The organism is Microcystis sp. M53602_WE12 (genome assembly GCF_030065455.1).
GTDB lineage: Bacteria > Cyanobacteriota > Cyanobacteriia > Cyanobacteriales > Microcystaceae > Microcystis > Microcystis aeruginosa.
In genome coordinates, this window is record NZ_JASJFB010000067.1 from 1 (window position 1) to 23,081 (window position 23,081).

Genomic DNA, 23,081 nt, shown 5'->3' on the forward strand with positions numbered 1-23,081 from the left:
GTTAAAGTCCGATGTTAGTGCAAGAAAATAGGATTGGGACGTTCAAAAACCTTGCATTATCCTTCTTGTAGTACATCGCTTGGTACAAAAAACAAGGGCAACAAAGCCTAAAACGACCGACTCCTGACTCCTGACTCCTGACTCCTACCCCCAGGAAAAACTTTTTCAGCAGACCCTATATAAAAAAAGGAGTGAAAATAATCACTCCTACTGATAATCAGAAGAAAAAATGGCTTAAACCTAGAGAGCGTTGGCTCCCGCTACTACTTCTAGCAATTCTTGGGTAATAGCGGCTTGACGCGCCTTGTTGTAGGTACGGCTTAAAGTCCCGATTAACTCGCTGGCGTTCTCGCTGGCGTTGCTCATCGCCGTCATCCGGGCTGCTAATTCACTCGCTGCCGATTCCTGGAGAGCGCGCAGTAATTGGTTATTTAAGTACAAAGGTAGGAGAGAATCGAGGATTTGGACGGGATTCTGCTCAAAAATCATGTCTTGGGGAAAAACCTGCGCCGGTTGGCTGGCCATTTTTTCCCGTTGTACCTTAAATTTTCCTTCTTTAGTCACCAAACGGAAAATCTCGTCATCCTGTACCGCTAAACCTTGGGTAGTTAAAGGTAACAGGGTTTGAATCACCGGAGTGGCACTGATCAGGGAGATAAAACGAGTATAAATTAACTCGACGCGATCAACAGTTTCCGATAAAAATAAGGAAAGTAATTCATCCCCAATAGTGCCAGCTTCATCGGCAGTGGGAATCTGTTCGAGGTTGATAAATTTAGCGGCAATGGGAGCATTCCGGCGCTCGAAATATTGTGCCGCTTTCCGGCCGGCAACCACTAATTGATACTTAATCCCTTGCTCTTTTAATTCATTCATCCGTTGTTCGGCACGACGGATGACGTTAGTATTATAACCGCCACAAAGACCTCGATCGCCTGTCACTACCAACAGAGCCACGGTTTTTACTTCCCGTTGGGCCAGTAGGGGTAAATTAACATCACTAAAGGCTAAACGACCTTGGAGATTATAAAGGACCTGAGCGAGGGCATCGGCAAAAGGACGGGTACAGAGAACTTGTTCTTGGGCGCGGCGCACTTTTGCGGCCGCCACCAGACGCATGGCCTCGGTAATTTTTTTGGTATTTTTGACCGATTGAATTTGGTCGCGAATCGCTTTGAGATTAGGCATAATTCAGTTATCAGTTATCAGTTATCAGTTATCAGTTATCAGTCAAGAGTCGGGGTTTAGGAGGGAATGGAGAGGTGGGGAAACAGGGAAATGGGGAGATAGAGAAATTTCAACTCATACCCCAAAACCCCAAAACCTCAACACCCCATCCCCCAAAACCTAACCCCCATTACCAACATTTATTTACTGATTACCGAGATTATTTAAAAGCCTGTTTGTACTCATTGATGCCATCTTTGAGCAGGCCTTCCGCTTCGTCGTTGAGTTGTTTTTCAGTGCTGACGATCTCAACGTAGCGAGGTTTGCTGGTTTTCAGGTATTCCCGTAAACCGGTGCAGAAATCGATAACTTTATCGGTGGCGATATCGTCGAGATAACCGTTTAAACCGGCATAAACCACCGCCACCTGTTCCCAAACGGCGAGGGGGAAGTTTTGGGGCTGTTTGAGGATTTGACGCAGACGTTGACCGCGAGCGAGTTGTGCTTGGGTGGCCGCATCAAGGTCAGAAGCGAATTGAGCAAAAGCTTCTAATTCGTCAAACTGGGCTAATTCGAGTTTTAATTTACCGGCAACTTTCTTCATCGCTTTAGTTTGGGCCGCCGAACCCACGCGGGATACGGAAATACCAGCGTTAATAGCGGGACGGAAACCAGCGTTAAAGAGGTCGGTGGAGAGGAAGATCTGACCGTCAGTAATCGAAATTACATTGGTGGGAATGTAGGCAGAAACGTCACCGGCTTGGGTTTCGATAATCGGCAGGGCGGTCATGCTGCCACCACCGAGGGCATCGCTGAGTTTAGCGGCGCGCTCTAGTAAACGGGAGTGGAGATAGAAAACGTCGCCGGGGTAAGCTTCCCGACCGGGAGGACGACGCATGAGCAGGGATAGCTGACGATAAGCTTGAGCCTGTTTGGTGAGGTCATCGTAGATAACTAGGGTCGCTTTGCCTTTATACATGAAGTATTCGGCGATCGAAGCTCCGGTGTAGGGGGCGATATACTGGAGGGTGGCGGGGTCGTTAGCGTTAGCGGCCACCACCACGGTGTAATCCATAGCGCCTCTTTGGGTGAGGGTGTCGATTACTTGGGCGACGGTGGAGGCTTTTTGACCGATGGCGACATAGACACAGATCACGTCTTCGCTTTTCTGGTTAATGATCGTGTCAATGGCGATCGCTGTTTTACCGGTTTTTCTGTCACCGATAATTAACTCCCGTTGACCACGACCGACGGGAATCATGGCATCGATAGCGGTAATGCCGGTTTGCATCGGTTCACAGACGGATTTGCGAGCGACAATACCGGGGGCGGGGGATTCCACCAGACGGGTTTCGCTGGCGAGGATGTCCCCTTTACCGTCGATGGGACGACCGAGAGCATCAACCACGCGGCCGACTAAGGCTTCACCCACGGGAACCTGAGCGATTTTACCGGTAGCTTTCACCGTACCGCCTTCTTTAATCCCGAAACCGTCACCCATTAACACTGCACCGACGTTATCTTCTTCGAGGTTAAGGGCGATGCCGACGGTTCCATCTTCAAATTCTAATAGTTCTCCCGACATGGCCTGTTGTAGGCCGTAGATGCGGGCAGTACCGTCACCCACTTGCAGGACGGTTCCCACGTTGGAGACCTGTACTTCTTGGTTATAGGATTCGATCTGTTGACGAATAATCGTGCTAATTTCGTCGGGTCTGATAGCTACCATAGTTTAATCTGGGAAAAAGTAAAAAATTAGAAGGTGAAAAAACGGCAAAAAAGAGAGATTAGATGACCTTAGCGCAGGGAGAGGCTGAGGCGTTGTAGTTGACCGCGAATGCTGGCATCAAAGACCTGAGAACCGACTTTGATCACCACACCACCGATCAGGCTGCCATCAACTTTGGTTTTCAGTTCGACCACGTTCGCCCCGGTGAGGGTTTTCACTTTGTCGATGACGATTTGTTTTTGGCTATCGTTCAATTCGGTGGCCGAGGAAACTTCCGCTAAAACGGTGTTAGTCAGCACTCTGGCCAGGGTGAGATATTGTTGACAAACGGGTTCTAAAAATTGAATCCGACGTTTATCGACCAATAACATCATGAAGTTAGTTAAATAGGGATTGGCGCTGCTCCCCATTACTTGGGAAAGAACGGCTTTTTTAGCTTCTTCTTTGATGACGGGATTGCCAATAAAAGCTCTTAGATCGGGAGCATTTTCCAACAATTCTAAGAGGGATTTAATTTCGCCGCCAATCGCTTCTAATTGTCCGCTGCTTTGGGCGACGGAAAGTAATGCTTGGGCGTAGGGTTCGGCGATTTCTGAACTGATTAAACTTCCCTGCATCTATTTACCTCCTAGGTTGGCCAAACTGCGATCAATTAGGGTTTGTTGTACCGATTCTTCCAGGCCGGCGCTTAATTGGGATTCCACATTAGCTAAGGCTAAAGCGGTAATTCTTTGGCGTAATTCTACTAAAACGCGATCCTGTTCCGCCGAGAGATCTTTAGCGGCACTTTCGCGCATTCTTTGAATATCGAGTTCGGCTTGGGCGGCGATGTCGGCGGTGACAGTTTTAGCTCTATCTCGAGCATTATTGATAATTTGTCCCGCCTCTTGTTTTGCTAGGGCGAGTTTTTTCTGTTCTTCGGCGAGGGCGTTAGCGGCAATATTTTTCCGGTTTTCAGCTTCGGCTAAAGCTTCCGCAATCTTCGACTGACGTTCTCCGAGGATTTGTCCGAGAACTTTGCGGCCGTAGAAGATGATTAAACCGAGCAGAATCGAGAGGTTAAATAGGTTAGTTCCTAGGATATCGGTGTTGATGCCGAATCCTTCTGCTGCCGCTTCCTTCGCCTCCGTGGCTAATAATAAAACTGTGTCGATGATCATGATTATTGAGGGCGGGGAGTAGGTTATTCAGTTATCAGTTATCAGTTATCAGAGGTAAGTTATCAGTCTTCTAACTCCTGACGACTGAGTTCTATCTTTTTACTGATCACTGTTATTAACCAATGGCTGGGGTTTAGCGAACGAGTTCGGGGCCGAGGAGTTTTTCGAGAATTTGACGGGAAAGAGAGGCCACTTGTCCTTCTAGAGAACGAAAGGCTTCTTCTTTCTGTTGGGCAATTTCGGCGGCGACGGCTTCCTTACGGGCGATCGCTTCTTTTTGGGCTGCGGCAACTCGTTCGCTGGCTAGTTTTTGGGCCTCGGCCTGCGCTTGGGCGATAATCTCTTGGGATTGTTTACGAGCCGAAGTTAATTGCAATTCGTACTCTTGTACCAGTGCTTCGGTTTTGGCTAGTTGTTCTTTGGCTCCGCCTTCAGTTTGCCGAATATACTCCGCCCGTTCATCTAAAACTTTACTGAGGGGTTTATAAAAAACGGCGTTCAGGATCACTGCCAAAAGAATAAACTGTAGTGCCATCACTGGCAGGGTGGCATCGAAATCAAACATTGATTTATTCCTGATAAATAGAAGCTATAGACAGGTTCAAAAAAGGAAGATGATCCCCCTGCTTTAACAATAAACAGTCAGGGGGAATCACTAAAATTCCCTTAACTAGCTATCAGCCTTCCGTCCCCAAAACCAGATTTTTTAGTTGGCTGCTTTGGCGTTTTTTGAGAGTTTTGAAAACTCCGCTGCCAAGCTGAGGACTGGGGGCTGATAGCCCACTGCTTTTTTAATTAGGCGAAGGGGTTAGCGAACAGTAAAACGAGAGCGATAACCAAGCCGTAGATGGTTAAGGATTCCATGAATGCCAAGCTGAGGAGAAGGGTACCACGAATTCTTCCTTCAGCTTCGGGTTGACGGGCGATACCGGAAACAGCTTCTCCAGAAGCGGTACCTTGACCAACACCGGGGCCGATAGCGGCTAAACCAACGGCGAGGGCGGCGGCGATAACGGAAGCGGCAGCTACTGTGGGGTTCATGGTGATTTTTTCCTCTATTTACTAATCAATTTCAATCTGTTGTTTACAGAGCGCGTTCTCAGCCGTAAAAAATGGCTGGTTTTCTGCTCAAAACTCCCGAAAGAGTTTTTGGGAAAGAACGATCTGGGAATTCAGTTGCTCATCCTGAATTCGACCAATAATTTCTTAGTTATTATCCTATTATTTGGACACTTTTTCCTAAGAAATTTTTCTTTTTTCGTCCCTCGCTTTTAAGCGTGTTCTTCTTCGTGTTCCGATTCCAGGGCCTCATGGATATAGGCCCCGGCAAGGGTGGCGAAGACAAGGGCCTGAATAGCGCTGGTAAATAAACCGAGAGCCATCAGGGGTAGGGGTACGACTAGGGGGACAAGGAAGACCAATACGGCTACTACCAACTCGTCTGCAAGGATGTTTCCGAAAAGACGGAAGCTGAGGGAGAGGGGTTTGGTAAAGTCTTCTAAAATTTTGATCGGTAATAGCACGGGAATCGGCTCTAGGTAGTGAGCGAAGTAACCGAGTCCTTTTTTACTGATGCCTGCGTAGAAGTAAGCGAGGGAAGTCAGTAGGGCTAACGCCACCGTGGTATTGATGTCGTTAGTGGGGGCGGCTAATTCTCCTTCGGGCAGTTCGATTAACTTCCAAGGAATCAAGGCCCCTAACCAGTTAGAAACGAAAATAAATAAAAATAGGGTGCCGATGAAGGGCAACCAGGGTCGATATTCCTTTTCTCCTAGCTGGTTTTTGGCTAAATCGCGCAGAAATTCCAGAACGTACTCCATGAGGTTTTGAATACCGCTAGGGACTTTCTGGATTTTGCGGGTAGCGGCGATCGAGGCGATGATTAAGATAGCGAAGACGATCCAGGAGACCGCGATCACTTGCCCGTGAATTTTTAGTCCGCCGATGTGCCAGTACCAGTGTTGTCCCACTTCCAGGGAAGCGAGACTATAAAAATTAAGCACACTTAAACTGTCTAACATTTCCACCTTGGGGAGATTCAGGTTCGCAACTCAGGGTTATTTTGAACGGTTAAAGGGTTTAGGAATCGGCTTTCTGCTCCAGCTTGAAGATGGTTTGCAGGGTATAGACGATGATTGCGCCTTTATAGGTCAAAAAACCCAAAAAAACTGGCACTATGTGCAGTTCTTGCCAACGACTGGCGATGATGATTAATCCAGCGAATAGGGCTAATCCTTTTTTGCCTACCCGATTTTTCGTTACCCCCAATTTTTCCACTTCCCCGGCTAGGAGTTTTAGGTAAACAACTCCCACCATTGCCCCTAATAGGTAATTAAGGGCAGTATTGAGGGAATAAAACAGCCACACGGGTATAAAGATCAGACCGCTTAAGATCAGGGTGGTGATCAATAGGGTGTTTTGTAGTTGATAGTATTCCCGCATCGGATCTGACGACGGGTTGGTTTCTGGGGTTGGGGGAGATTCGATCGATGGGTCAGACAAGGTACACCTAAATCAGCGATAGACTAATCTCAATATCTGGATTGCTTTCCCAGCTATGACGCTCAGGTAAGCCACAAGACATATTATCACGGCAGTGGCAACAATTATTAAGCAATTGTAAATTGTCTTGATTCCCCCCGCTCGCAGCCGTCAGCTTTTTTCTCTCCCCCTCCCCTGCTCCTTTCTCCCCACTTCCCCAACTCCGGCGCCCCCTCTTGCCTGTTCCCTAAAACCAGAGACTTCCTACCTCACTATTAAGATCACTGCGATAAGTAGTCGTGCAAAATTAATTTCCTAGTCGAGACTCCGAGACTCCGAGACTCCGAGACTCCGAGACAGCTATCAGGGATCGGATTTGAGTTTTCAGTTCACTGTTTACTCACATCAGCAAAAGGCTGACGGCTGAGAGCTTAGATGTGTAATTAATTTTGCTTAGGTACTTAACTGTGTTTTTGAGGACATTGTTTCTTGTCCCTACTCCTCAATAAACCCGAACCTGAAGGAAAATTTACCCCTACCCCCTACCCTAAAAGAAAAATTTTTTCTGGAAGGTTTTTCAGCATCAGGGTTTGATGATTTGAGTGCAAGCTTGATCAGTTTAACTAATATCATCCTTGCCCTTGCGGGGGGTTAAAATTTGCTGCTATAAATAAGAAAAAAAGTTTTTGTGTGCTTCTCTCTGACAACAATCTCTAGGCAAAAAGCCAGAGATTTTTTAAAAAAGCTGATAACTGATCACTGATAACTGATCACTGATAACTGAACACTGATAAAAACTAACTAGGAACAATATTTAAGAAAGCATCGAAGTCTTTTAATGCTTCTTGGAATTGATTAGCAGCAAGACTAGCATCTTTTTCTTTGGCTGCCGCATCGATACGTTCAAAGTGAACGAAAAGATTTTTCGCTAACTGCTTGGCTTTTTCTTGGTCTTTGGGCAGTAAATTACGGGATAATCCTACCATTTCCTGACGCAATTGCCCCAAAGGACCGTGGATATAGGTGCGAGTATCTACCCAATTTTTGTCAGCGATGAGGTCTTGCAAAACGCTCATTTTTTGGCGAAATCCTTCTATGGGTTGGATGTAAACCTGTAACTGTTCGATTTTTTGGGGACTGTAAACGGTGGGGATAGTTGCTTGGGGACCACTGCAACTAACCAGCAGGGTAGTAACTAGGACTAAAACTAGGGAAATAATCGAGCGAAGACGTGGCATTGGTTTATATGTACTATTTAACAAGCTATTGACGTTCTCTCCCTTAACCAGTCAAGGTATCGGGACGATTTTTACTTTATCAGAATTTTGGGTTTAAAACCTCGCCCCTTTTAGGGCATCCATTGGTCACATCTTTCATTAACAAAAAGAGAAGAAACTTAAAAAGGGCTCTTCTCGACTTTGTGTAATAAGTGGGTGGGTGGAATTAAATATAAGATAAACGTAGGTTGGGTTGAAGCATGAAACCCAACGCCCGCATGGGTTACGCTACCGCTAACCCATCCTACAAATAATTGTGCCTCCCTACTTAAGTTTAACTTATATAGTAGCGATCGATCTTTGTGTCCTCTGTGTCTCTGTGGTTCCTTCCACTGAAAAGTTCCTGAACAGTAATGATTGTAACGGAAATGGAATGACGGGACGCATTAGCAATAACTTGGGGATGATTGCCAAGAATTAGGGAAATATGGTCAGTATCGAGAATATATTGAGACACAAATCTTTATCCTCTACAGATAATATGAGGGATCTACTTCACTGTCATCATCTAAAGTACGTTCTGCTTGAAGTGTATCCATGATTTCTTGAAAATCTGCGTCATTTTCAAAGATACCTGCAAATTCTCGCCAATTGGGTGAGGGGTTATCTAGGGGTGTTGTCCATGATATCGTTTCAATTTGGCTAATTTGTTCGATAAAGGTTGTTTGTAGTTGGGAAATGGCTTCTTCTTTGGTGGGTGCTTGGACTCGAAAATGAGGCAATTCAGCGATAGATACAGCATATTGACCATTTTTAAGGGTTTCTATCAGTATTTTTACCTTTAGATTAGCTGATGGTTGGGAGGGTGGGATATTGAGATTGATGACCATAGCATTTTGTTGATTTATCGCTTTACTTCCTTATTTTAAATGACTCATCTGGTATATAAGGTTGTTTTAAAGAGTAGATATTTTTAATATATTCAACTAAAAGGTTGATTTTATTTTGATTTTTACAATTGATACTTAGTTCAAAAAAATTACAAAATTGATCGTCATTAAGCCTACTATACATTGCATAGGAAATCGACATTCTAATTAATTTTGTATCCGTTAAATAGTCTTCTATGTTAAAATTAAACATAAATATCCTCTTGGCTCTAAATTTATATTAGAGCTATATTGCTATTTATTTTTCCCTTAGAGTCAAATTTTTTAAGATTCTTTCGATGTTTGCAGTTTCTCATCTCAGCAAAAGAGAGAAAACAGCGATCGCAAACTGCGCCTTCAAATTCTTCAAACTCCCACAAAGCAGCAATCTTAAACTTTTTCTCACGATTTGGACATTTAGACAACAACTTTAAGTCATGCTTCTCACACCTCCCAACCGACTTAAACTGCCATTCAATCCGATGACAAAGCAACTCATCATTTCTGTTCAAATTGTTTCATAAAAGCTCGATCGATCCGATCTTTCCATAACCATAATAACGGTGATTGACATCCGAAACCGCCCCAAGATGCGATCGCTTTTTGGTCTCCTGTCCCGATTAAACTGAGATAATTTTTCTGGGGAAAATAGGGTTTTAAGGGCTGATTTTGCAGAATTCTTCCTAAATTATCGAACAGTGGTTTACCTTGTCGGACGGCAAAAACTCCTGCTTTCGGACGGGGATAATCTGGAATCGTGGCAATATCTCCCACGGCAAAAATATGGGGATGGGAAAGAGATTGCAGATAATTATTCACTAAAATAAACCCTTTTTCATCTGTCAGTAATCCTGACGCTTTAATCCAACTAGGGGCCGAGGCAGTCGTTACCCAAATTGTATAATCCGTGGGTAAAACTAACCCCGATGAACAGATAATCTGATCTGCTTGCACTGCCGTCACATCCGTTGATAAATATAATCTAATTCCCCTTTGTTTAAAAATATTCTCTAAACGTTGACCGACCCAATTATTATGGGCTGGTAGTAGTTTTTTTCCTCGATGAATTAGAGATAAATTCAAATTACTGCTAGAGTTGAGAATTTTGGCCAAACGGGACTGCATATTTAAAGCTAATTCGACCCCGCCCGCGCCACCACCAACAATGACGATATTGAGAGGATTATTGGGGTTACTAACCGCTTTTTTCAGGATTTCTTGCCATCCTTCCCGAAAAATCGGCACCGGTTTGGCGGGAATAGCGTACTCTTGAGCGCCGATAACATTATCTACTGCCGGGATGCTGCCGATATCGATCGAGAGATAATCAAAGGGAATCTGTAAAGAATTATTACAAATTACTTGACATTTTTCCGTATCTATGGAATTAGCCTTGTCTAAACAGAATTGCGCTTGAGAATACCTAGCTAGAGAAGGTAAATCGATATGAGTCTCAGCAAAATCATAAAAACCGGCGATGTGGCCGGGTAACATTCCCGAATAGGGGGTATGGGTGACATCGCTAATTAAAGTTAATTGAACGTTTTTTAGGGGTGATTGCCCCCAAAGACGAAGGGCGATCGCATGACTATGACCACCACCGATAAAAACCAAGCGCTTGACTAAATCCATAAAAAAACGGGATTGCTGCCAGAAAAGTTAAATTCTAATGAATATATCTTCTTACACAGAAATTCTGTTGCAAAATCGAGGGTAGATAGACAAAAACTCAAGACATCGGGGCCAGGAACTTTTAACCAATGACAGTCAATTGGGATTTTGATCTTTTCGGACTCGATATTCTTAAGCAAATTCTATCTATTATCTTCGCTTCCCAATAGAGAGAAGTCTATGCAAGAAGTTTATATCGTGGCCGCAGTCCGGACTCCAATTGGTCGTTTTGGTGGGGGATTGATGGGATTATCCCCGGCCGATTTAGGGGCAACAGTGATGAAATCTGCCCTAGAAATCGCTAATTTGCCCCCAGAAGCCCTAGATTTGTACATTTTCGGCAATGTTTTGGGATCGGGTCATGGTCAGTTAATTCCCCGACAAGCGGCGATTAAAGCAGGAATTCCCGTAAGCGTGGACGGATATCGGGTGGATATGGTTTGTTCTTCGGGAATGATTGCCGTTAGTAACGCCGCTACCTCAATTCGCGCTGGAGAAGCGGATCTCATCCTCGCCGGTGGCATCGAATCCATGTCCCAAACTGGCTTTTTTCTCTCCCATCGGGCCCGGTGGGGTTATAAATTCCTCATGGGTGCGCCAGAACAATTAACGGATTTATTACTCCACGATGGCCTAACCGATGCTACCACGACTGAGGGCATGGGTTCCCAAGTCGATCGCCTCTGTCTCGATCGCGGGGTTTCTCGGCAAGCATTAGACGAAATTGCCGCCTTATCCCACCAAAGAGCGGCCACAGCCACAGAAAAAGGCTGGTTTAAGGGCGAAATCGTGCCAATTGAGCTTAAATCTAAGAAAGGTTCCACAATTCTTGATCAAGATGAGGGTATTCGTTCCGATAGTACCCCGGAAGGTTTAGGAAAACTGCGGCCGGCTTTTAATCCGTCGGGAGTTTTAACCGCAGGGAATAGTAGTCAGATTTCCGATGGGGCCGCCGCTATCCTTTTAGCCAGTCAAAAAGCTGTGGATCAGTACGGTTTAAAACCAATTGCCAAAATCCTTGGCGGCGCTGTGGGTGCTGGCAAAACCGATCGCTTCCCAGAATTCCCCGTCCTAGCGGTGAAAAAATTGCTGGCATCTTTAGATAAAACGATCGAAGATTTCGATTTAGTGGAAAATAACGAAGCTTTTGCCTTAAATAATCTGCTTTTTGAGATGGATCTGGGGTTAGCGAGGGAAAAACAAAACGTTCACGGTGGTGCGATCGCATTGGGTCATCCCATCGGCGCTTCCGGAGCGCGAATTCTGGTGACGTTAATTAACGCGTTGAAAGTACAGGATAAAACCCTCGGTATGGGGGCCATCTGTCATGGGACCGGTGGCGGAACAGCGATCGCAATTGAAAGAGTTTAGGAGGAAAAAGCTATGGTATCTCTGGGACTAGAGGAGAAAGTTATCGTCGTTACCGGCGGAAATCGAGGCATTGGGGCGGCTATTGTCTCTCTTTTGATAGAATTGGGGGCCAAGGTGGCCTACACGGATTTAGCCACGGATAATCCCCAGGGTTTAGGCATTGTCGCCGACGTGACTAAGTTGGAATCTATGGAAGCGGCAGCTAAACAAATTGAAGCGGAATTGGGACCAGTGTACGGCATCGTCGCTAACGCGGGGATTACCAGAGATAACTTTTTCGCTAAATTAACGCCGCTAGATTGGGATTTAGTGATTAATGTCAACCTAAAAGGGGTTAATCACACGATTAAACCGTTTATTGAGGGAATGTACGAACGACAAGCGGGATCGATCGTTTGTATTAGTTCTATTTCCGGTGATCGCGGTAATGCCGGCCAAACTAATTACGCAGCCACAAAAGCGGCAGTTATTGGTTTAGTCAAATCCCTAGCGCGAGAAGCTGCCCGTTATAATATTCGCGCCAATGCGATCGCACCGGGGTTTATTAACACGGAAATGACTTTAGCGATTCCCGATAAGGTTCGCGATAAAATCACCGCCGAAATTCCCTGTCGTCGCTTCGGTGAACCCGCAGATATCGCCTGGGCAACTGCCTATTTACTCTCTCCTATTGCCAGCAGTTATGTCTCTGGAGAAGTCCTCAGAGTTAATGGGGCCCACCACACCTAATCAGTTATCAGTTATCAGTTATCAGTTATCAGTGGGTAAGTTATCAGTTATCTAATTCAAAGATGGAAAATGTGTTTGTTATCGAAAAAATCGGGTCTAAAACCTCGCCTTAAGGCGAAAAGTTTTTGGAGCGGGGCATAAATCCCCATTACAAAAACGGCCTCCTGCTCCTTGCCTCCGTTATTTAGCGCCCGTTTAGCTAGTAAACAGGAGAGAAAAAATTATGAATCAGGAGTCTGAAGAAACGGTTAATGACGAGATGCGAACTGAATATGACTTTTCTGGTGGTATTCGTGGCAAATATTATCAAGCTTATCGACAGGCTAGTAATGTGATAATTCTCGATCCCGATGTGGCGGAAATTTTTCAGGATTCAGCCTCAGTCAATGAAGCGTTAAGATTACTGGCAAAAATTGCCAAGTCTGGAAAAATATGACTTATCAGTTATCAGTTATCGGGTGTAGAGTAGGTTAGTAAACTAGCGAAATCAGCGTTAAAGGAAAAGGGCAAAAATAATGGATAAACCGACACAAGCTTGGAGTGAGATGGCTACCGATTACGTCAATCTTTGGACAGAAACCGGGGCAAAAATGTGGTCAAGTTGGTTTGATATGATGGGGGCGATACCGACTCCTATGGGCAATATTAAACCAGAATTACAAGAGGCAACCCAGCGCTATTTCGATAATCGGGATTTATTGATCAAATTCCTAAAATTATCGGTGGAAGCTTGGGAAAGTATCTTCCCGAAAATGCAAACAGGAGAAGACTGGCAAACAATTTTAGATAATTATACCCAACAGATGCGCGGTCAACTGAATAGTTTTACTACTACCACTTCCCAAAGTAGTCAAGATGTCAGTCAACTATGGACAATTTACCTGCAACAATTACAAAGTCTCAATCATTTATGGTTCGATCCTTTCGTCCTGTCAAATGACACAATAACCAAAGCTTGGTTAGGTAATACTTCTTCTTTGATCGAACTCAATAATATCTATTGGCAGAAGTTTTATGATGAAACTTTTGGCCAATGGTTACAGATGCCTTTATTGGGATTGCCGCGAGAATTTAACCGCAAATTACTCGATAGTTTTGAAACTTGGCGCATTCTTTATCAGGCTAGTATTAACTATCAAATTGTGCTGGCTGATATTCAAGTTAAATCCTTTGAAGCTTTAACTAAAAAATTAGTTTTCTTAGCAGAAAAAGGTCAACCTGTCAAGGATTGGCGAGAATTTCAAGATGTGTGGAGTGTCGTCGCTGATGATATTTTTGAAAAGGCTTTTTGTCAACCAGAAAACCTAAAAGTAAGGGGAAAATTTATTAATTCCCTCAATGATTATCGCCTCAAACAGCAGGATTTGATGGAAATTTACCTGCGTTCGATGAATCTGCCCACCCGCAGCGAAGTCGATGAAATTCATCGGACTATCTATGAATTACGCAAAGAGGTAAAAAGTCTCAAAAAAGCTTTAGGAGAAAAAAAAGCAGTAGAAAGTAACAATTAGTTAATTGTGCTTGACAATCAGTTATCAGTTATCAGTTATCGGATTGCAGTTTTCAGTATATAGTGTTAGGTGAAAACTTCGGAACTTTCTTTTCACTGATTACTGTTTACTGTTCACTGCTCACTGAAAAATCCCCACTTCCCCACTTTTCTAGGAGAATTAAATTATGTGGCCATTTTTGACGCAAGTGAAACTGGAAGATTTTACCCAAGATTATCTAGAATTAACTCAAAAAAATCTCAAAGGTTTAGACAATCTCAAACGAGTTAAAGAAGAAGATATTCAGTGTGGAGTCTCGGAAAAAGAAGCAGTTTATCGGGAAGATAAAATCATTCTCTACCACTTTAAACCCGTGGTCGAAAAACCCTTCGAGATTCCCTTGTTGATGGTTTATGCTTTGGTCAATCGTCCCTACATGGTAGATTTACAGGAAGGGCGTTCTTTAGTGGCAAATCTGCTGAAATTAGGCTTAGATATCTACTTAATTGATTGGGGATATCCCACCAGAAGCGATCGCTGGTTAACCCTTGATGATTATATCAATGGTTATGTCGATAATTGCGTCGATTTTATTCGTCAAAGTCACCATCTCGACAAAATTAATCTGTTAGGAATCTGTCAGGGAGGAACCTTTAGTTTATGCTATAGTTCCCTCTATCCCGATAAGGTAAAAAATCTGGTGACAATGGTGACACCGGTGGACTTTTATCAAACCGAGACCCTCTTAAATATGCGCGGGGGGTGTTCCTTGGGAGCCGAAGCATTAGACATCGATTTAATGGTAGATACCATGGGCAATATCCCGGGAGATTTTCTCAACTTAGAGTTTCTGGAATTGAAACCTTTACAGTTAGGCTATCAGAAATACCTTGATTTTCCTGACATCATGGAAGACGAATCAAAATTAGTTAATTTTCTGCGTATGGAAAAATGGATTTTTGATAGTCCCGACCAAGCGGGAGAATCCTATCGACAGTTTCTCAAGGATTTCTATCAGCAAAATAAACTGATTAAAGGGGAAGTGATGTTAGGAGATAAACGGGTAGATTTACACAATCTGACTATGCCAATTCTCAATCTTTATGCGGATAAAGATCACCTTGTCCCTCCCGCTTCTTCCCTCGCTTTAGGGAATTATATCGGTACTTCTGACTATACCGCTTGTGCTTTCCCGGTCGGACATATCGGAATGTATGTCAGTGGCAAAGTGCAACGGGATTTACCCCCCGCTATTAGCGATTGGTTGAAAGCAAGAGCTTAACAATCCTCGCACCTATCCCCTTTTCCCAGTTTGGGAGAGGGGTTTAGCACTTTTTTTCTCTACGGGTGTAACACAATACAACACATCGATAAAAAAACATCTACGGGCAGTAAAATAAACTTTTGTAACAGAGGATGTTAAGCACTGTTGCAAGATCGGGCAGAATCGGAGGATATCGTTCCTTTCGGCTAAACCCCTGTGGTACACTGCAAAGCGTACTCGCTCGTAAGTATGTAGGAGAAAACCTGAGTGTTAAGAGTCGCTGTTGTGGGTTCAGGGCCGGCCGGTTCTTCGGCGGCAGAAACATTAGCTAAAGCAGGCATTGAAACCTATTTATTTGAACGCAAATTAGATAATGCTAAACCCTGTGGTGGAGCGATTCCTCTCTGTATGGTGAGCGAATTTGACCTACCTCCTGAAATTATCGATCGCCGGGTGAGAAAAATGAAAATGATCTCCCCCTCTAACGTCGAAGTCGATATTAATCTCGATAATCAAGACGAATATATCGGAATGTGTCGTCGGGAAGTCCTCGACGGTTTTATGAGAGAACGCGCCCATAAATTAGGAGCGCATTTAATCAACGGAACCGTTTACGGTCTCGACATTCCCACCAATAGCACCGATCCCTATACCCTACACTACGCCGATCACTCCCACGGCAATTCCCAAGGGGAAATGAAATCTCTGAAGGTGGACGTGGTTATCGGTGCGGACGGTGCTAATTCTCGCATTGCCAAAGCTATTGATGCCGGGGATTACAACTATGCGATCGCTTTCCAAGAACGCATCCGTCTTCCCCAAGATAAAATGGCCTACTACGAAGACCTGGCGGAAATGTATGTAGGAAAAGACGTATCCCCCGACTTCTACGCTTGGGTATTCCCCAAATACGATCACGTCGCCGTCGGTACTGGCACAATGAAGGTCAATAAAGCCATGATTAAAGACCTACAAGCTGGTATTCGCGCTCGCGCGGCCCGTCGTCTGGAAGGTGGCGAAATCATCCGCGTGGAAGCTCACCCCATCCCCGAACATCCCCGTCCTCGTCGTGTAGTTGGTCGCGTGGCACTGGTGGGAGATGCTGCGGGAACAGTTACTAAGTCTTCGGGAGAAGGCATCTATTTCGCCGCTAAATCGGCGCGGATGTGTGCGGAAACCATTGTCGAAGTCACTAACGGCGGCCAACGTATTCCCACAGAGGACGAGTTAAAACTCTACCTCAAGCGTTGGGATAAGAAATACGGTATGACCTATCTGGTATTAGATATCCTGCAACGGGTTTTCTACCGTACCGATGCCACCCGGGAAGCTTTTGTGGAAATGTGTTCCGATAAGGATGTACAGAAGATGACTTTTGACAGTTATCTCTATAAAACCGTTGTTCCCGCTAATCCTCTCGTACAGATGAAGATTACTGCTAAAACTATCGGTTCTCTCCTGCGCGGTAACGCTTTGGCCCCTTAAAATCCATTGATAACCAGAAAACCCAATCTCCGGCGGTGGTTGGGTTTTCTTTTGGGTTGTTTCATCTCCTGTCTTGCTTAACAATTGAGATAGCAAATTCTCCTCAAATATGCCTGAATCGTGGGTAAGCAGCCCATATAAAGTTCATTTTGTCAAGGATTGTTAAGATGCGCTTACCCCTCGATGGGAGTCATGGTTTTCCTATTCCTAGGTCTTTCTTAATTGTAGGGAGAACTTGAGAATCAGAAATTGGAAACCCGTGATAAAGTGGATAGCCATCAGAATCATAACTGTTATTGGGATGAAATACATAAAACTTGTTTTTTTCTTTTTGATATCCATAGCGTTTTTTTTTATAATCTATGGAATGATTTAAGACTTCTTGAGCTTCTTCGATTGTTAAATCCATTGGAGTTCCTTTAACACTAGGTGCGGTTCCTTTCAATGATGAATCATGTTTAGGAGTTCCAGTGTAACGAGGACATAATTTTCTAGATTGAGTAATCTGGGTTAAATTTCTGATGGTAACATTTTCAGAGGATTGGTTTTTTTCTCGAAATGTTACCTCAACGGTTTCATCAACAAAATCGTCCGATTTTTGTAAACTGAGTAAACTACCTTTAAGTTTCACCGCTCCAGTTAAAGAACTCGATGTAATATTTTTGTTGTTAAAATAGCATTCGCAAGATTCAAGCAATACTTGGTTATCGATAAATGGTCCCTTGGTTAAAATTCGTATCAACAATTTAGCCAGCACTTGCTCTTGTGGATGAGGAGACTTTATTTTTTGGCAAATCCATTGATGAATAGTAAGATTAGATAATATTTTTTGTTGAGATAAACTACTATGAGTCTGGATAGGATAATTGTTCTGTATAGGTTTTACTTCTTGGATGATATCATATAAGTTTTTGAGCAGTTCGTAAGCCTCATTGTCGTTTTTAGCTTGCCCAGTAAAAGAAAGTTCATTAATCAAAAACTTCATTTTAAAGCAACTCCATTAAATCTTTTTCCACTTGATCAAAAAATCCATCAGGCCACTGATCAATTCCTCCGTCTTGATAAAGAATGGGTGAAATAACTTCTGATACAGCTTGTCCTTGTTTCAAATATCTTTGAAAATAATGAATTCGTACATCTTGAGCATTAATTTTCTTATTTTTTACCGCTCGACGAATACCATTTAAGACATGATCACTATGAGTTTCTACTATAATTTGTACCCCACAGCTTGCCGCTAATGCTAACAGTTCTCCTATCTTAGATTGTCCTTTTGGATGAAGATGTGCTTCAGGATTTTCTAATAAAATTAACGTATCTGTAACAGATGATAATAAAGCCACAACAATAGGTAGTATATATGTAATACCAAACCCAGTATTTGTAGGACGATAAGGATTACTCAGTCCGTAAGAGTATTGTAAACTGACTAAATCCATTTCTGGATGAGATGAGATTATGATTCTAGTTCCAGGGCTAATTTCTCCAATCCAAGCTTCCACTTGATTTTTAAAACTTGTAGAAATTGCTTGAGGATGTTCTAATTTTGAATCTCTAATTTTCTCTTCTTCGTAGATAGAAAGAAAATGTGCTGTAAATTCTCCCTTACTTCCAAGCTGTTTATGCTGTTTGACTTGAAATTCTGAAATTTCAAAATGTGGACTTGGAGACATTCTTTCTGCTCGTAGATAGTAAAATTTATCAGTAAAAAGATTGGATCGGTAAATTTCTTGAGGAATAGTATCTTGGGACAGGGGAGATAGTTGAAGAACATCAGAATTAGGATCATATTCAAAAACCCATGAACTTTTACCATGATCTGCGCTGGTAATTTCAAAAGTAATTGAATCTTCTTTTGCACCTTCAAAGAGAGCGTCTTTAGCTGTTCCAATACGAACTAAATCACCATTTAATGCTAATCCTTCCTTTGGTAATAAATCCTGCTTATAGGACTGGCGAAGTAATAATAAGGATTGTAGCAAAGTGGATTTGCCACTACTATTTAATCCTGAGAGCAAAGTTAGCGGTTTTAAGTCAAAAGATTGATTTTCAAAAATCTTAAAATTTTTTAACACTAATGATTCTAACATGATAACACCTCTTTTATTATTTCTTTAATTGTATCAAATCTATAGGGAACTTTAGTGGCTGCTTGAGAAACAGATTCGAGAAAATTACTATCATCTTCCATTTTTTTAATAAAAACTTCCTTGACGTTCTCCTTTCTCTCAATTAATGTTTCAAGTTCTTGTTCACTTAAATCACTCAGGGTAACTGACCAACTTTCAAAAAGAGCTTTATTGATAGGATATTTTCTTTTTCCATCTTCTGTGATTTTACGGATTTTACGGAAAGCATCTTCTCCAAAAATATTATTTGCCGCTTTCATGGCAAAAATAAACTTATTTTTGATTTCTTGTACTCGATTTTCATCTATTTTGTTTAGCCTTTTCATTGCTTGATCTAAAAAATCATCCCGACCTTTATCAGACGAATAGGAATTGTAGCTTATTAAAGTAAAAGCAATAAATCCTAAGATAAATTCATGATCGACCATGCGATTCTTTCTTTTTTGACTAAAACTTGTCAATTTTTGGAATTCTGGAATGTTTGCTAATTCCTTGAGAATTTTTATGGCTTTACCTGGATTTATCGCTTGACGAAATTCTTGTAAATTGAGAGGTAATCCTCCAGTATTAATTCTTCTAAAAATGTTATACTTAACTTTAGGTGGTGTACCAGGTTCAATTAAATACACAATAAACTCTGCTTCATTTATTCTGCGTTTATAGTTACGAGATAAATCTGAATACTTGTTCTTTTCTAATTCCTTTAAAAATTCTAGGTCTTTTAAGACAAGCTTCTGATCAAGAATAAAGCTTTTAAATGTACTCAGTCTTTGCAATCCATCTATAATTAGCCATTCGTCTTCCTCGGTTGCATCCATATAAAATGCTGGCAGAGGAATTCGTATTAACAGAGATTCGATTAATCTGCTTTTAGCCTTATCAGTCCAGATGTTAGCGTTACGTTGAAAATCAGGATTTAAGTTAATTTCTTCATATTCAATTCTTTTGATCAGAAGATCCATGGTTATTTGTTTGGTCGTAATTCTGATTTGGGTTGGATCGAAGAAGTCTGAACTTTCTTCTTCTTCTTCTTCTCCTTCTTCTTCTTCTCCTTCTTCTCCTTCTTCTTCTTCTCCTTCTTCTTCTTTATTTTCGTCTTGCAATTCAGTTTCTTGGGATGTTAATTGTTCGTATGTGATATCATTTGTACTGTTTTTCATATTATAGTCCCATGAAATTATTGGCTCTCTTATTCCTTGTGTGATAAGTTAAACTTATATAGTAGCGATCAATCTTTGTGTCCTTTGTGTCTCTGTGGTTCGTTCCACTCACTCGCCCCCAGACTGTATTTTAGAATACATTTTACCCACTAAACCTGAGAGAGCCAATTGTTTTTAGAATATAGCGTACCTAAATAAAATGTCAACCCCTTCAATCCTGTTCTGACCTAGCTTGCCGATCACTCCCAAGGCAATTCTCAAAAGGACGTACAGAAGATGACTTTTGACAGTTATCTCTATAAAACCGTTGTTCCCGCTAATCCTCTCGTACAAATGAAGATTACTGCTAAAACCATCGGTTCTCTCCTGCGCGGTAACGCTTTAGCTCCTTAAAATCAATTTATAACCAGAAAACCCAATCTCCGGCGGTGGTTGGGTTTTCTTTTGGGTTGTTTCTTCCTGTCTTCTCTAATTCAAACAAAAATATCGCCACACCTGCAATCTCTAAGTACCGCCTCACCTCCAATCTAGAGAAATAACGCTCTTTTAATACCATAATTCCGGAATCAGGTCATAATAACCAGCTTGGGGCGGTGGGTAAATACCCGCTTCGATTTTTTCGATAATACTAGGCCAAGCTTGCCTAAAAGCGGCAGAGCGCTCGTTGGGGTGCAGAGTCCAACCCTTGGCATTGGTGAGAGTGGCGCGATAGTAGTTGCTTTGTTCTAGGGAGCGAGAAACCATAATTTCCCAAGAGTCGAGTTTTCCTTTGCCAGTCAAAATATTCCCCCAAGCTTTTAAACCATCGGGTAAATGATCGAGAAAGGTATTTTTATAAGAGCGCCAGAGGGGGGTGATCGGTAAAAGGCGATCGTAGCGACGACAATTAAGTAGATAGGCACGACTACCAAAAAATTTAAATTGATAGAATCCATCGGGATTTTTCGTGCAGGGATGCTGAGAATAAATCGTACCATCGGGCCGCGGTGGACCGGACAAAGGACGCACAAACATCATTTCTGGATGGGTTTCCATTAACTCGATCCCTTCGCAGATCCAACTGTAATCCGGTTCTTGGTAGAGCATCATGTCACTGTCATAATGGACCATATAATCGCTGCGACAGGACTCGATTTTGAAGATCGAGCCGAAAATCGGATAACCTTTGTAGTTATGGGTGGAACGGAGGGGACTGCCGAAATGCTTTTGATAGATGCGCTGACGATAGCTGGGATCGTAGTTAAAATCCACTAGGCGATCGATTATGCCATCTTTAACTAATTTTTCACCACAGGCTCTTAACTCCTCCATTGTACCCAGTCCGGGGCGATTAACCTTTTCCCCGCTTAAAGGGGCCGTGTCAATAGCGAGTACCTTTTCCTCGAAGGGAAACTGACTCATTTTGACTAGATGGGGAATAGTGTTCATCATAAACCAGACATCGGTTCGCGCCGTAAAAAACCAGAGCGAACAACTTGGCAATCCCATTTTGTATAAACCTCACTTTTGTTTGGGTCTTAAATGGGATACATTATAGGGGAATCTTCGCGACAAGTTGACACAATTCCTTATTAACCTATGACTATAGCCCTCGATCGCTTACCCCAATCTTGGCAGGGTTTAACCCATCGTTTAACTTATAAGTATTTTCAGGTACGCATTGATACACCCAAAGACCCCTATAAAATTCTCTTTCGTCCCCAACCCTATCAGGTTTTATTTATTCTTAGCCATATGCGATCGGGTTCGTCTTTATTGACCCATATCCTCAATTCTAATCCTGAAATTATCGGTTTTGGCGAAACTCATCTGGTTTATGAGAGTGAAGAGGATTTTAAAACTTTAATGTTTCAACTCTACTGGCGTTTGAAAGATTTAAACATGAATCATAAATATATTTTAGATAAAGTTCTTCATGATCAGAAGTTTTTAGATCATAGTTTTTTGCAATCTGATCCGGTTAAGACCATATTTTTACTACGAGAACCGCAGCGCACTTTAGCTAGTATTCTAGATCTTAAACCCCATCAAAACGAGCAGCACGCGCTAGGCTATTATACTGGTCGTTTAGCCACCTTAGAAAGTTATGCTCGATTAATTAACAGCAAAGAAAAGAGTTTATTTATCACCCACGATCAGGTATTAAACCAAAGTCAGTTGGTTTTTAATAGTTTACAGAGTCATCTCGATACTAAAACGGGATTTTCTGAAGAATATCGAGTTTTAAAAACCACTGGCAGCCGCGGTATAGGAGATTCTTCCGAGAATATCAAAGCGGGTAAAATTATTAAACAAGCCAGAAAATTAGATATAGAAATTTCCGACGCTGTTTTAACCCAAGCCCAAAAAGCCTACGATCGATGCTACGAAACCCTCAGTCATTATTGTCATTGTATCTAAGCTGAATTGGGGATTAGTAATAGCCTTGATTCTCTCCTCCGAGTCCCAAGAAAATCCCCCTAACTCAACTCTAAGTTGAGCATTTAAAAGGTCTGATTAGCCTTCAATATTAGCAATTGTAAAGCCCATCTGACACTCGTAGAGATTGGGCTGTTGGCTTCCTCCTTTACCCAAGGAGTGACCACAGCCTAGTTTACCCTCTCGCCACCGGGGTTGTCCCTGCTGGTTGGCTAAAAGACAGCCCTGACAGACAGAACCCGTATCGAGAATGTGTTCGTCGGTTAAAATCACTAACATGACGTTCACCCCCATTGATCTCCGATCACTTTTGTCTCTATTGTAAGGGGTTTTTTCTGAGATGTAGTGGCGCGCTATACATTCCGCTACTTTTTGGTTTTTTTTCGCCTGGACTCTTCTTATGCAGAAGATTAGTCCTTCAAAAGGGATAGTCATTTCAGATAAGTCTGATACGATTCAATCTTAATTGAAGTGACTATAATTAGGGCTTGCTGAATAAATCTAAAAACCTTGTTGGATAAGGCTTTTAGACTTTTTTTCCCTCAAAAAGTGCCGACCATTGGAGGGATCGGGGGTAAAATTCAGGTACTTTTTCCCTGAAAATTAGGTAACTGACTACCTCAAAATCGGTAAAACCCTACACCCCACACCCCACACCCCACACCCTGCCCCCACCAACAA

General features: G+C 42.6%; 24 protein-coding genes and 1 pseudogene. 9 read left to right on the forward strand and 16 right to left on the reverse strand.

Annotation, left to right across the window (positions count from 1 at the left end; genetic code table 11):
• Positions 1-240 precede the first annotated feature (240 nt).
• The 9 genes from PX482_RS02880 to psbQ form a co-directional block, all read right to left on the reverse strand.
• Positions 241-1,188: a F0F1 ATP synthase subunit gamma gene (locus PX482_RS02880; RefSeq protein WP_002763363.1), complete on the reverse strand. Its 948-nt coding sequence runs from the start codon at positions 1,186-1,188 to the stop codon at positions 241-243.
• Positions 1,189-1,387: 199 nt separating this feature from the next.
• Positions 1,388-2,896 (reverse strand): F0F1 ATP synthase subunit alpha, encoded by a 1,509-nt coding sequence (gene atpA, locus PX482_RS02885; RefSeq protein ID WP_002763364.1) that lies wholly within the window; start codon positions 2,894-2,896, stop codon positions 1,388-1,390.
• Between the two features lie 68 nt (positions 2,897-2,964).
• Positions 2,965-3,513, reverse strand: a complete 549-nt coding sequence (gene atpH / locus PX482_RS02890) for an ATP synthase F1 subunit delta (RefSeq protein WP_002763366.1) — start codon at positions 3,511-3,513, stop codon at positions 2,965-2,967.
• Complete coding sequence (locus PX482_RS02895) at positions 3,514-4,056, reverse strand: F0F1 ATP synthase subunit B (protein WP_002763368.1); 543 nt, start codon at positions 4,054-4,056, stop codon at positions 3,514-3,516.
• Between the two features lie 133 nt (positions 4,057-4,189).
• Positions 4,190-4,621, reverse strand: coding sequence for a F0F1 ATP synthase subunit B' (locus PX482_RS02900; protein ID WP_002740070.1), 432 nt, complete (start codon positions 4,619-4,621; stop codon positions 4,190-4,192).
• 230 nt (positions 4,622-4,851) lie between these two features.
• Positions 4,852-5,097: an ATP synthase F0 subunit C gene (gene atpE, locus PX482_RS02905; RefSeq protein WP_002740068.1), complete on the reverse strand. Its 246-nt coding sequence runs from the start codon at positions 5,095-5,097 to the stop codon at positions 4,852-4,854.
• Positions 5,098-5,327: 230 nt separating this feature from the next.
• A complete protein-coding gene (gene atpB, locus PX482_RS02910; protein ID WP_002739857.1) occupies positions 5,328-6,077 on the reverse strand; it encodes a F0F1 ATP synthase subunit A in 750 nt (249 codons plus the stop codon).
• Between the two features lie 58 nt (positions 6,078-6,135).
• Positions 6,136-6,498: an ATP synthase subunit I gene (locus PX482_RS02915; protein WP_002739749.1), complete on the reverse strand. Its 363-nt coding sequence runs from the start codon at positions 6,496-6,498 to the stop codon at positions 6,136-6,138.
• Between the two features lie 836 nt (positions 6,499-7,334).
• Positions 7,335-7,775 carry a photosystem II protein PsbQ gene (psbQ, locus tag PX482_RS02920; protein WP_002737745.1) on the reverse strand — a complete coding sequence of 147 codons (441 nt, stop codon included), beginning with the start codon at positions 7,773-7,775 and terminating at the stop codon, positions 7,335-7,337.
• A 295-nt stretch (positions 7,776-8,070) separates the two neighbouring features.
• Between psbQ and PX482_RS02925 the strand changes: the two genes are divergently transcribed.
• Positions 8,071-8,235 (forward strand): hypothetical protein, encoded by a 165-nt coding sequence (locus tag PX482_RS02925; RefSeq protein ID WP_002763369.1) that lies wholly within the window; start codon positions 8,071-8,073, stop codon positions 8,233-8,235.
• Between the two features lie 49 nt (positions 8,236-8,284).
• Here PX482_RS02925 and PX482_RS02930 read toward each other — a convergent pair whose 3' ends face one another.
• Together PX482_RS02930 and PX482_RS02935 are read right to left on the reverse strand one after the other, a co-directional pair.
• Entirely contained in the window at positions 8,285-8,644 is a 360-nt protein-coding gene (locus PX482_RS02930) for a hypothetical protein (RefSeq protein ID WP_002763370.1), read from the reverse strand.
• Positions 8,645-9,181: 537 nt separating this feature from the next.
• On the reverse strand, positions 9,182-10,315 hold the full coding sequence (locus tag PX482_RS02935) for an FAD-dependent oxidoreductase (RefSeq protein WP_288026544.1): 1,134 nt from the start codon (positions 10,313-10,315) through the stop codon (positions 9,182-9,184).
• 219 nt (positions 10,316-10,534) lie between these two features.
• Between PX482_RS02935 and phaA the strand changes: the two genes are divergently transcribed.
• From phaA to chlP, 6 genes are all read left to right on the forward strand, one after another.
• Complete coding sequence (gene phaA / locus PX482_RS02940; RefSeq protein WP_288095991.1) at positions 10,535-11,725, forward strand: acetyl-CoA acetyltransferase PhaA; 1,191 nt, start codon at positions 10,535-10,537, stop codon at positions 11,723-11,725.
• A 12-nt stretch (positions 11,726-11,737) separates the two neighbouring features.
• Entirely contained in the window at positions 11,738-12,454 is a 717-nt protein-coding gene (gene phaB / locus PX482_RS02945; protein ID WP_288095989.1) for an acetoacetyl-CoA reductase PhaB, read from the forward strand.
• Between the two features lie 223 nt (positions 12,455-12,677).
• Positions 12,678-12,890 carry a hypothetical protein gene (locus PX482_RS02950; RefSeq protein ID WP_002784823.1) on the forward strand — a complete coding sequence of 71 codons (213 nt, stop codon included), beginning with the start codon at positions 12,678-12,680 and terminating at the stop codon, positions 12,888-12,890.
• Positions 12,891-12,969: 79 nt separating this feature from the next.
• A complete protein-coding gene (gene phaE / locus PX482_RS02955; RefSeq protein WP_288097273.1) occupies positions 12,970-13,965 on the forward strand; it encodes a class III poly(R)-hydroxyalkanoic acid synthase subunit PhaE in 996 nt (331 codons plus the stop codon).
• A 166-nt stretch (positions 13,966-14,131) separates the two neighbouring features.
• Positions 14,132-15,226, forward strand: coding sequence for a class III poly(R)-hydroxyalkanoic acid synthase subunit PhaC (locus PX482_RS02960; RefSeq protein WP_002795840.1), 1,095 nt, complete (start codon positions 14,132-14,134; stop codon positions 15,224-15,226).
• A gap of 249 nt (positions 15,227-15,475) precedes the next feature.
• Positions 15,476-16,693: a geranylgeranyl reductase gene (chlP, locus tag PX482_RS02965; protein WP_002735532.1), complete on the forward strand. Its 1,218-nt coding sequence runs from the start codon at positions 15,476-15,478 to the stop codon at positions 16,691-16,693.
• A gap of 190 nt (positions 16,694-16,883) precedes the next feature.
• Here the strand turns inward: chlP and PX482_RS02970 are convergent, their stop codons facing one another.
• From PX482_RS02970 to PX482_RS02980, 3 genes are read right to left on the reverse strand one after another with little or no spacing between them, the layout of a single operon-like run.
• Positions 16,884-17,678: a hypothetical protein gene (locus PX482_RS02970; RefSeq protein ID WP_193977300.1), complete on the reverse strand. Its 795-nt coding sequence runs from the start codon at positions 17,676-17,678 to the stop codon at positions 16,884-16,886.
• Between the two features lies 1 nt (position 17,679).
• Positions 17,680-18,783, reverse strand: a complete 1,104-nt coding sequence (locus PX482_RS02975; protein WP_130756240.1) for an AAA family ATPase — start codon at positions 18,781-18,783, stop codon at positions 17,680-17,682.
• Entirely contained in the window at positions 18,777-19,982 is a 1,206-nt protein-coding gene (locus PX482_RS02980) for a DUF262 domain-containing protein (RefSeq protein WP_288096694.1), read from the reverse strand. The genes PX482_RS02975 and PX482_RS02980 overlap by 7 nt, the downstream gene beginning before the upstream one ends.
• A gap of 255 nt (positions 19,983-20,237) precedes the next feature.
• Between PX482_RS02980 and PX482_RS02985 the strand changes: the two are divergent.
• Positions 20,238-20,375: pseudogene (locus PX482_RS02985) on the forward strand (geranylgeranyl reductase); the annotation flags it as partial.
• A 153-nt stretch (positions 20,376-20,528) separates the two neighbouring features.
• Here the strand turns inward: PX482_RS02985 and PX482_RS02990 are convergent.
• Positions 20,529-21,470, reverse strand: a complete 942-nt coding sequence (locus PX482_RS02990) for a hypothetical protein (RefSeq protein ID WP_288122052.1) — start codon at positions 21,468-21,470, stop codon at positions 20,529-20,531.
• Positions 21,471-21,560: 90 nt separating this feature from the next.
• On the opposite strand from PX482_RS02990, the gene PX482_RS02995 reads away from it, so the two are divergent.
• The gene (locus tag PX482_RS02995; RefSeq protein WP_288096699.1) at positions 21,561-22,382 is read left to right on the forward strand and encodes a sulfotransferase family protein; all 822 of its coding nucleotides are present in this window, start codon (positions 21,561-21,563) and stop codon (positions 22,380-22,382) included.
• A gap of 96 nt (positions 22,383-22,478) precedes the next feature.
• Here the strand turns inward: PX482_RS02995 and PX482_RS03000 are convergent, their stop codons facing one another.
• On the reverse strand, positions 22,479-22,679 hold the full coding sequence (locus PX482_RS03000; protein ID WP_002735656.1) for a hypothetical protein: 201 nt from the start codon (positions 22,677-22,679) through the stop codon (positions 22,479-22,481).
• Between the last annotated feature and the right edge of the window lie 402 nt (positions 22,680-23,081).